The following is a 9,764-nucleotide window of genomic DNA, read 5'->3' as shown; positions in this document are numbered from 1 at the left end:
GCATTTATCTATCGACAACAACCGAGCAGAGCGCGCAATCAAATCGCTGGTCATTGGCAGAAAAAATTGGTTATTCTCGACGAATCCGCTTGGTGCTGATGCGAGTGCTTTGCTGTATAGCATCATCGAGACGGCGAAAGCGAACGGACTGATACTCTACGATTACATGGTCAAATGTATGAAAGAACTGGCAAAGCCAGAGCCTGATATTAACTCTCTTCTGCCTTGGAACGTCTCACACTGAAATTAAAACGCCCCGTGGGATTATGGGGCGCATACACAATATCAACATACAAGGTTCGTCTAACTTCTTTTTGTCCTTTTGCCTTACGAGCTCCTGAGATCACTCCACCAGAAGAAGTCAATCTGTCTTGAATATAATTTTCTAAATAATGATCGATCACATCTTTGAGAGTAATGCTATTAACACGCTCAGTCTTTAATAACTTACGCCGCTCTTGTTCTTGCCTTTCTAAGTCAGCCTTTGGACATATTCCCCGCTCTCTTATGGCCTTCATTTCACGAAGCTTAATGCGAGCTTGCTCAAGTGACATATCAGGGAAGGTACCTAGCTTAATCTGTACAAGTTTACCACCTGACTCTGGGCTTCTATAACGATAGGTAAAAGTTTTCCTGCCCGTCTTTCCACGGGCTATTCTTAGCCCTCGGTTTTCTCCAGTATCAGACAAGACACCTTTCTTAACCGTTAGCGCCTCAATTGTCTTATTCGTTATAGATTTGATATTCTTCTTCTCAGCCATTTATCGGGGTCCCTTATCGCAATATTGTGCGGCGATTGTATTATCTAGTATAAGAAATAAAAAAACTATACTTTTACCTACACTAATGATCGCGCTGTAGTGAAATCCTTTGATACTTAGTGGGACTTGTTGAAGATCCCAAAAATTCATAACTCATTGATTTAAAGTAACTTAATGCAAAAAGAAACCACTAAAAACAAAGACATAAAAGCAGCGCATACACCTATGATGCAGCAGTACCTAAAACTCAAAGCAGAAAATCCAGATATTTTGCTGTTCTACCGCATGGGAGATTTCTACGAGCTTTTCTACGATGATGCAAAAAAAGCCTCTCAATTCCTTGATATTTCACTGACTAAGCGTGGTTCATCAAATGGTGAGCCGATTCCTATGGCTGGCGTTCCATACCATGCTGTTGAAGGGTACCTTGCAAAGTTAGTGCAGCTAGGCGAATCCGTAGCGATTTGTGAGCAGATCGGTAATCCCGCCACTTCAAAAGGCCCGGTGGAGCGCGCTGTCGTACGTATCGTGACTCCAGGAACCGTAACTGACGAAGCATTACTTTCTGAGCGTATTGATAACCTGATTGCTGCTATTTACCACAAAAATGGCCAGTTTGGTTACGCGACACTGGATATTACTTCCGGCAGATTCCAGCTATGCGAACCTGCAACCGAAGAAGCGATGGCAGCAGAGCTACAAAGAACTTCACCTCGTGAGCTACTGTTCCCTGAAGATTTTGAGCCCGTAAATCTAATGGCAAGCCGTAATGGTAATCGCCGCCGCCCTATATGGGAATTTGAATTAGAGACAGCAAAGCAACAGCTCAACCAACAGTTTGGCACTCGTGATCTTGTCGGCTTTGGCGTTGAAGATGCCAAACTTGGGTTATGCGCGGCTGGTTGTTTGATTCAATATGTAAAAGACACCCAACGTACGGCTCTTCCACACATCCGCTCACTGACGATGGATAAGCAAGATCACTCAGTGATCCTTGATGCGGCTACTCGTCGTAATCTAGAAATCACCCAAAATTTGAGTGGCGGCACAGATAACACCTTAGCAGAAATACTCGATCATACGGCAACCGCTATGGGCAGCCGTATGCTTAAGCGTTGGTTGCATCAACCAATGCGCAATATCTCAGCACTGAATCAACGCCTAGATGCGATTGGTGAAATGAAAGATCTGGCTCTATTTGCAGAGCTACAACCAACGTTAAAACAGATCGGTGATATCGAACGTATTCTTGCTCGCCTTGCACTTCGTTCTGCACGCCCACGTGATATGGCACGACTTCGCCAAGCAATGGAATACTTACCAGAGCTTGCTGAAACACTGACCCAGCTTAAGCACCCATACCTGACTCAGCTTGCTCAGTATGCCTCTCCTGTCGATGAAGTTTCACAACTGCTTGAACGTGCGATCAAAGAGAACCCACCGGTGGTGATTCGCGATGGTGGCGTAATAGCAGAAGGCTACAATGCAGAATTAGATGAATGGCGTGACCTAGCAGCAGGTGCTACCGAGTTTCTGGATAAGCTTGAAAAAGAAGAACGTGAACGTCACGGTATCGACACATTAAAAGTCGGCTACAACAACGTACACGGTTTCTTTATTCAAGTCAGCCGCGGGCAGAGTCATCTTGTGCCGCCACACTATGTTCGCCGCCAAACGCTGAAAAACGCCGAACGTTACATCATTCCTGAGCTAAAAGAGCACGAAGATAAAGTGCTTAACTCTAAGTCGAAAGCGCTGGCTATCGAGAAGCAGTTGTGGGAAGAGTTGTTTGATCTGCTACTGCCTTATCTAGAGCGACTGCAAAACATCGCTTCTTCCGTATCACAGCTTGATGTGCTACAAAACTTGGCTGAACGTGCTGATACGTTGGATTACTGTCGCCCAACAATGACAGAATCTGCTGGCGTACACATTCAGGCGGGGCGTCACCCAGTGGTTGAACAGGTGATGGATGAACCTTTTATTGCGAACCCTATTGACCTTAATGATCAACGTAAAATGCTGATCATCACGGGTCCAAACATGGGGGGTAAGTCGACCTACATGCGTCAGACTGCGCTCATTGCACTAATGGCTCATATCGGTTGTTATGTACCAGCAGAAAGCGCGACCATTGGTTCGATAGACCGCATCTTTACGCGTATTGGCGCATCCGATGATTTGGCTTCAGGTCGTTCTACCTTCATGGTAGAGATGACAGAAACCGCAAATATTCTGCACAATGCAACGCCTAATAGTCTTGTGTTAATGGATGAGATAGGTCGCGGCACCAGTACTTATGATGGCCTGTCTCTGGCTTGGGCAAGCGCAGAATGGCTAGCAAATCAGATCAATGCGATGACGCTGTTTGCCACGCACTACTTTGAACTAACCGAGTTACCAAACCAGCTTCCAACACTGGCCAACGTGCATTTGGACGCCGTTGAACACGGCGACAGCATTGCCTTTATGCACGCAGTTCAAGAAGGCGCGGCAAGTAAATCTTACGGCCTAGCGGTAGCTGGATTAGCCGGCGTACCGAAAGCGGTGATCAAAAACGCTCGTGCTAAGCTAACTCAGTTAGAAGCATTGAGTATCGACTCTCAAACCTCAAAGCCAAGCGGCGTTGATATCGCAAACCAACTGAGCCTGATCCCAGAACCAAGTGAAGTGGAACTGGCACTAGCGAATGTTGATCCTGATGATCTGACCCCTCGCCAAGCATTAGAAGAACTTTACCGATTGAAGAAACTGCTTTAGTCCCTTTTCCTTTCCAAGTCGCTTGTTGCTGTTTTGTGCTGTCTTTTTGATTAAGCGGCATAAAATACCAAAGCCACAAACAAAAAAACGCTGACTTTAAGTCAGCGTTTATTTGTCTTCAATTCAAAGCAACATCATTTAAGCATTTTCTACGTTGAACAGATTCTCCATATTCAGGCCTTGCTTGATTAAAATTTCACGTAGGCGACGCAGACCTTCGACTTGGATTTGGCGAACACGTTCACGAGTCAGACTGATTTCACGACCAACTTCTTCTAATGTTGACGGCTCATAGCCCAGTAATCCAAAACGACGTGCAAGCACCTCTTTCTGCTTAGGGTTAAGCTCATCAAGCCAAAAAATCAACGAATTGTTGATATCGCTCTCTTGAGTGGAAACCTCAGGATCAGAGTTGTTAACATCTGGAATAATATCCAGTAGCGCTTTCTCACCGTCACCACCAATTGGCGTATCAACAGAGCTTACTCTTTCGTTTAAACGGAGCATCTTACTGACATCACCCACCGGCTTATCCAGTTTAAAAGCGATCTCTTCAGCGGTTGGTTCATGGTCAAGTTTTTGAGATAACTCTCTTGCGGTACGCAGGTAAATGTTCAGCTCTTTCACAACATGGATTGGTAAACGGATAGTGCGAGTCTGATTCATTAAAGCACGTTCGATGGTTTGACGGATCCACCACGTTGCGTAAGTCGAAAAGCGGAAACCACGCTCAGGATCAAATTTCTCAACGGCGCGAATTAAACCTAAGTTGCCTTCTTCGATTAAATCAAGAAGCGCAAGGCCTCGGTTACTGTAACGACGTGAAATTTTGACCACCAAACGCAGGTTACTTTCGATCATGCGTTTACGTGCTGCTTCATCACCGCGTAAAGCTCGACGTGCGTATAACACTTCTTCTTCAGCGGTTAGCAGTGGTGAGAAACCGATTTCGCCTAAGTAGAGTTGAGTGGCATCTAAACTTTTAGACGTAACTTCAGCGTCTTCTTTCGCTTCGGTTTTCTTAGTGACTGTTTGTTGTTTTGCTTTTCCAAGTTTTGCCGGTTCCGTGGTTACTTGGTCAAGATCAAACTCTTGTTTAGTTACTGCATTGCTTATACTCATAACGCCTCCCCCTGGCGAAATTAGCATGACATTACAACTTCATATGTCGCTAAATGACTATGTCACTTCATACAATACGTCATTTTTACATATTGTATTTAAGGTAAATATCGTTTTGGATTAACAGACTTACCTTGGTAACGAATCTCAAAGTGCAGCCTAACACTGCTGGCTCCAGAGCTTCCCATTGTTGCAATCTTCTGCCCTGCTTTCACACTTTGTCCTTCAGATACTAATAGTCGATCGTTATGCGCGTATGCACTTAAGTAATTATCATTGTGCTTCACAATCACTAGATTGCCGTAACCTCGTAGTGCATTACCCGAATAAACAACCGTTCCCCCTGCAGTAGATACTATTGGCTGACCTCGCTGTCCTGCTATGTCTATGCCTTTATTTCCTTGTTCACCTACAGAGAAATTCTTGATTACTCTCCCTTTCGTTGGCCATAACCATTTGGATATTTTATCACTTGCTGGCTTGGCAGGTGGTTTAACATTTTGTTTACCTTTAGAACTAACATACACTTTTGATTTAGATTGTTCAACCTTCTTTGGTGGGTGTTTTTTAACCGCACCTGTCTTAGCTTGAGTTGGTGATGGTTTAGACGTTTTATTCCTTTGTACAGTCGTTTTAGATTTACTTGCTGTTGTTCCGTGAATAGGAGTAGTAACTGCTGCGACCGCGACCGTTGACTTACCATATGCGGGAGCATTGTAAGTTGGGTGCCATAAATTAAGCTTCTGCCCAGGGTGAATAGTATAAGGCGCAGAAAGCTTGTTATAACGAATCAAATCATTAACATCTTTATTGGTGACATAAGCGATAAAGTAAAGGGTATCGCCTTTTTTTACTTCATAGTAGCTACCACGATAACTGCCTCGGTCAGTCGATGAGTAACTCTTGTTGAGTCCAGAAACGGGGGCAGGTGAATGTGCTGTGCATCCGGCAAGTGCCAAGCTCAGCAGTAAACGACTTCCTTTTAATAACTTTGAACGCATTGACTTTCTATCCACCCACACCATTCGTTTTTATTAAGCCAACTCACCAGGAACAAGAGGCACAAATCTGACCTCCTCGATAACACTCGATAAAAACTCATCACCGTGACGAACAATTTTCAACAACTGTTGTTCATCATCACCGACTGGAATTAATAAACGGCCGCCATCTTTAAGCTGTTGCAGAAGCGCTTGCGGAATCGACTCTGCAGCCGCGGTGACAATAATCGCATCAAAAGGGGCTTTTGAAGACCACCCTTGCCAGCCATCACCGTGCTTGGTTGAAACATTGTAGAAATCGAGTTGCTTTAACCTACGTTTGGCATCCCATTGTAGCGACTTTATTCTTTCAACCGAATAAACATGATTAACAAGTTGAGCCAATACCGCAGTTTGATAGCCTGAACCAGTACCAATTTCTAACACATGACTCTCTTGTTTCAATTCAAGTAACGCCGTCATTTTAGCAACAATATACGGCTGAGAGATTGTCTGCCCATGTCCGATGGGAAGTGCGTTATTATCATAAGCTTGGTGATACATCGCCTGTGATAAAAAGCACTCTCTCGGCAGTTGGTAGATCGCATCAAGAACCTTTTGATCCTGAATACCATTTTCAATCAGAAAAGTAATTAAACGCTCAGCGTGCGGATTACTCACTTACTTCTCTCCTAACCATGTTGCCATCGCACCCAGCGACTCATGTGCCGTCAGATCGACCTGTAACGGTGTTACTGACACAAAGCCATGCTCAATCGCGTAAAAATCGGTGCCTTCACCGGCATCTTGCTCTTTGCCTGGAGGACCGAGCCAATAGATATCATGACCACGCGGGTCTTTTTGCTTAATCATATCTTCAGCGTGGTGACGAGCACCTAGGCGAGTCACCTGAGTACCGGACAGTTGTTCTAAGGCTAAATCAGGAACGTTTACGTTTAACAAGCGATTGGTCGGGATTGGATTTGCTAAATGTTGTTCGACAATACGACGAGCAATCGCTGCCGCTGTCTTAAAATGTTTTTTTCCCACCAGAGAAAACGCGACCGATTGAACACCAAGAAAGTGACCTTCCATTGCGGCTGCTACTGTACCCGAATAAAGCACGTCATCACCCAAGTTTGCACCGTGATTAATGCCCGTTAAAACCAGATCAGGCATATCATTCTTTAGCAGTTCGTTTAACGCAAAATGCACACAGTCGGTCGGCGTTCCTTGTACTGAATAGGTATTTTCAGCAATCGCTTGAACACGCAGAGGCTGCTCTAAAGTTAATGAATTTGACGCACCCGAGCGATTACGGTCAGGGGCCACAATGATAACTTCAGCAAGATCACGTAGCTCATTCGCCAACTCATGAATACCTTGAGCGTGCACACCATCATCATTGCTGAGTAAAATCTTCATCTTGTATCCTTTCTTTTGTTCCCATACCAAGCCACTTAAATGCCAATATCAAGTGACCCGGATCCAAGCAGAAGCATCATTGCTCGTAAGTTCTTTCTACTTGCACTTCTTCAACCAACTCACGAACGATAGCGGTTGCGAAACAGCCTGCGTCTAGAGAGAACTTAAGAGTGACACTATCTTCATTCACTTCCCAAGTTAGATCGGTTGGTTTTAACGATGCTTCACGGCGGTCATGGCGCATGCGGTTACCGCGAATCAGCGCCATTAAATCAGGTTCAGAATCAAGATGTTTTTGCTCTAACGCTTGAGACTCATCAGTCGTTGGCAAGATATTATCCCCCGCCAAAGCAACAGTAACCGATGCCGAGCCATTCGCGACGTCTTGGTTTACCGTTTCAATATTGCCTGCCGTAACCGCGATTTGAGCACCGTCTTTCACAACAATATCGCCAACCAATACCGATGCAAACGCATCTTGCTCAATTCGATCGGAGAGGATTAAGTTGTAGATCCAAGAACGAGCCGCAGAGAGATACAAACTGCGCTTATTTTGATTGCGCGTGCGAACGTTTTCACGCCCCCAACGACGAGCTTCAGATAAATTATTACCTTCATTACCAAAGCGTTGAGCACCGAAGTAATTTGGTACGCCGACTTGTGCAACTTTTTCTAAACGCTTGATCACATCATCGCAATCCGTAACTTCAGACAAAGTCAGCTCGAATTGGTTGCCAACTAAATCACCCGGACGTAACTTTTTGTTGTGACGCGCTGTCGCCAAGATCTCAATGCTTGGGTACTGTGCTAAGAAAGCTGAAAAGTCAGGCTCACCTTTCGGTAGGTGTACACTCAACCACTGCTCAGTCACCGCGTGACGGTCTTTTAAACCTGCCCAGCTGACGTCTTTCGACTTAACACCGCAAGCTTTAGCCAGTTCGTTTGCGACGAAACTCGTGTTTTCACCAGTTTTACGAATACGAACCATTAGGTGTTCGCCTTCACCTGTAAACTCAAAACCTAAGTCTTCATTGACGACAAAGTGTTCGGCTTTTGCTTTTAGTTTTGCTTTCGCAGTTGGTTTACCATTTAGGTAAGCCAATGAAGATAAAATATCTGACATGCTGTTCTTTTCGTGTTGGTGCTTACGCACTTTTAGTAATTAGGACCACCGCTTCACATGCGATGCCCTCTTTGCGACCTGTAAAACCTAAACGCTCAGTGGTCGTCGCTTTTACATTCACATTGCTGATGCTGGTTTCTAGGTCTTGAGCAATCGCTTGGCACATAGCGTCTATATGAGGTGCCATCTTTGGAGCTTGCGCCATGATAGTAATATCAGCATTACCAATCACGTAACCTTGTTCTTTTACTCGACGGTAAACATCTTTCAGTAGTTCACGACTATTCGCACCTTTCCATTCATCATCGGTATCAGGGAAATGACGACCAATATCCCCCGCAGCAATGGCCCCCAATAGAGCGTCACACAACGCATGAAGGGCAACATCACCGTCTGAGTGTGCAATAAGACCTTGCTCGTAAGGGATACTGACTCCCCCAATGATTACCGGGCCTTCACCACCAAACTTATGTACATCAAAGCCATGGCCAATACGAATCATCACTATTCCTTATTCTGACTTAAATAAAACTCAGCCAAAGCCAAATCTTCCGGCTGAGTAATTTTAAAATTATCTGAACGCCCAGCAACCAGTGCCGGTGATAAGCCTTTCCACTCAAAGGCTGAGGCTTCATCGGTAATCGAAACCCCTTGCGCTAACGCTTGACTCAAGGCATTACGTAACGGTTTACTACGAAACATTTGTGGCGTAAGAGCATGCCATAAATCGGCTCGGTCAACGGTCTGCTCAATCTGCCCTTGGGCACCTCGCTTCATCGTGTCACGAACGGGAGCGGCCAAAATAGCCCCTACATCATGGTTCATCGCACCTGAAATCAACTTATCGATATCACTTAGCTGAACACAAGGTCTTGCAGCATCGTGAACCATCACCCAATCACCGAGCTGTTGCTCAGCAATATAGTTTAAAGCAGAGAGTACTGAGTCCGCTCGCTCACTTCCACCTGACACTCTGAGCACTTGTGAGTTCAGGTTAAGTGCTAGCTCAGGGTAATACGGGTCATCATCACTGATCGCAATCACAACTTGAGAGACTTGTGGGTGAGATATTAATTTCTCAACGGTGTGCTCTAAAATTGTTTTGCCGTGGATTTTAAGGTATTGCTTAGGGCGGTCTGCCTTCATTCGGCTACCCACACCCGCCGCAGGTACAACGGCAATCACACTTTGAAGTTGAGTCGACATTAATCGGATTCCTCACCAATAATGCGATAAAACGTTTCGCCATCTTTGACCATACCAAGCTCATGACGCGCACGCTCTTCAATCGCATCTAGGCCTTGGCGTAGATCGTCGATCTCCGCGAACATCTCAGCATTTCGAATGTTCAGTTTTTCATTTACTTGTTGTTGAACTTGAATTTCGTTGCTCACACCGTAATAGTCAGAGATACCATTTTTGCCGATCCACAGTGTATGTTGTAGCCAACCCAACACTAAAAATAGTACTAAAGCAAAAATTCGCATAACACCTTTCGCCGATTGAAAAATAAGGAACTGGAGTAAGGGACATATATACCATAATGCGCCTAGTGGTGCGAGATGTGTGGTGAAAGGGAATTAATTAGTCGGG

11 protein-coding genes are annotated in these 9,764 nt (G+C 45.0%); 2 read left to right on the top strand and 9 right to left on the bottom strand.

The genetic code is table 11. The annotated features are described in order from the left end of the window. The coding region (locus L4B77_RS12620) for an IS66 family transposase (RefSeq protein WP_429750811.1) at positions 1-244 on the top strand (244 nt) is incomplete at its 5' end. Here L4B77_RS12620 and L4B77_RS12615 read toward each other — a convergent pair. After that, a complete protein-coding gene (locus L4B77_RS12615; protein WP_429750809.1) occupies positions 210-761 on the bottom strand; it encodes an Arm DNA-binding domain-containing protein in 552 nt (183 codons plus the stop codon). The genes L4B77_RS12620 and L4B77_RS12615 overlap by 35 nt on opposite strands. A gap of 174 nt (positions 762-935) precedes the next feature. Here L4B77_RS12615 and mutS point away from each other — a divergent pair, with 174 nt between their 5' ends. Then, positions 936-3,521, top strand: a complete 2,586-nt coding sequence (gene mutS, locus L4B77_RS12610; protein ID WP_429750807.1) for a DNA mismatch repair protein MutS — start codon at positions 936-938, stop codon at positions 3,519-3,521. 138 nt (positions 3,522-3,659) lie between these two features. On the opposite strand, the gene rpoS is transcribed toward mutS, so the two are convergent. The 8 genes from rpoS to ftsB all read right to left on the bottom strand — a co-directional run bounded on the left by rpoS (position 3,660) and on the right by ftsB (position 9,658). Beyond that, positions 3,660-4,643, bottom strand: coding sequence for an RNA polymerase sigma factor RpoS (rpoS, locus tag L4B77_RS12605; RefSeq protein WP_429750805.1), 984 nt, complete (start codon positions 4,641-4,643; stop codon positions 3,660-3,662). A gap of 98 nt (positions 4,644-4,741) precedes the next feature. Then, a complete protein-coding gene (nlpD, locus tag L4B77_RS12600) occupies positions 4,742-5,644 on the bottom strand; it encodes a murein hydrolase activator NlpD (RefSeq protein WP_429750803.1) in 903 nt (300 codons plus the stop codon). 33 nt (positions 5,645-5,677) lie between these two features. After that, entirely contained in the window at positions 5,678-6,304 is a 627-nt protein-coding gene (locus L4B77_RS12595; protein ID WP_429750801.1) for a protein-L-isoaspartate(D-aspartate) O-methyltransferase, read from the bottom strand. Then, positions 6,305-7,048, bottom strand: coding sequence for a 5'/3'-nucleotidase SurE (gene surE, locus L4B77_RS12590; RefSeq protein WP_372040751.1), 744 nt, complete (start codon positions 7,046-7,048; stop codon positions 6,305-6,307). 76 nt (positions 7,049-7,124) lie between these two features. Then, positions 7,125-8,171, bottom strand: coding sequence for a tRNA pseudouridine(13) synthase TruD (truD, locus tag L4B77_RS12585; protein ID WP_429750799.1), 1,047 nt, complete (start codon positions 8,169-8,171; stop codon positions 7,125-7,127). Positions 8,172-8,193: 22 nt separating this feature from the next. Beyond that, on the bottom strand, positions 8,194-8,673 hold the full coding sequence (gene ispF, locus L4B77_RS12580) for a 2-C-methyl-D-erythritol 2,4-cyclodiphosphate synthase (RefSeq protein WP_429750797.1): 480 nt from the start codon (positions 8,671-8,673) through the stop codon (positions 8,194-8,196). A gap of 2 nt (positions 8,674-8,675) precedes the next feature. Continuing rightward, a complete protein-coding gene (gene ispD, locus L4B77_RS12575) occupies positions 8,676-9,377 on the bottom strand; it encodes a 2-C-methyl-D-erythritol 4-phosphate cytidylyltransferase (protein ID WP_429750795.1) in 702 nt (233 codons plus the stop codon). Then, positions 9,377-9,658, bottom strand: coding sequence for a cell division protein FtsB (gene ftsB / locus L4B77_RS12570; protein WP_429750793.1), 282 nt, complete (start codon positions 9,656-9,658; stop codon positions 9,377-9,379). Before ftsB ends, ispD begins: the two co-directional genes overlap by 1 nt. Between the last annotated feature and the right edge of the window lie 106 nt (positions 9,659-9,764).

Source organism: Vibrio minamisatsumaniensis (assembly GCF_050337445.1).
GTDB classification, from domain to species: Bacteria; Pseudomonadota; Gammaproteobacteria; order Enterobacterales; family Vibrionaceae; genus Vibrio; species Vibrio artabrorum.
The sequence above is the reverse complement of the archived record's forward strand: the minus strand, read 5'-3'. Positions and strand labels throughout refer to the sequence as shown.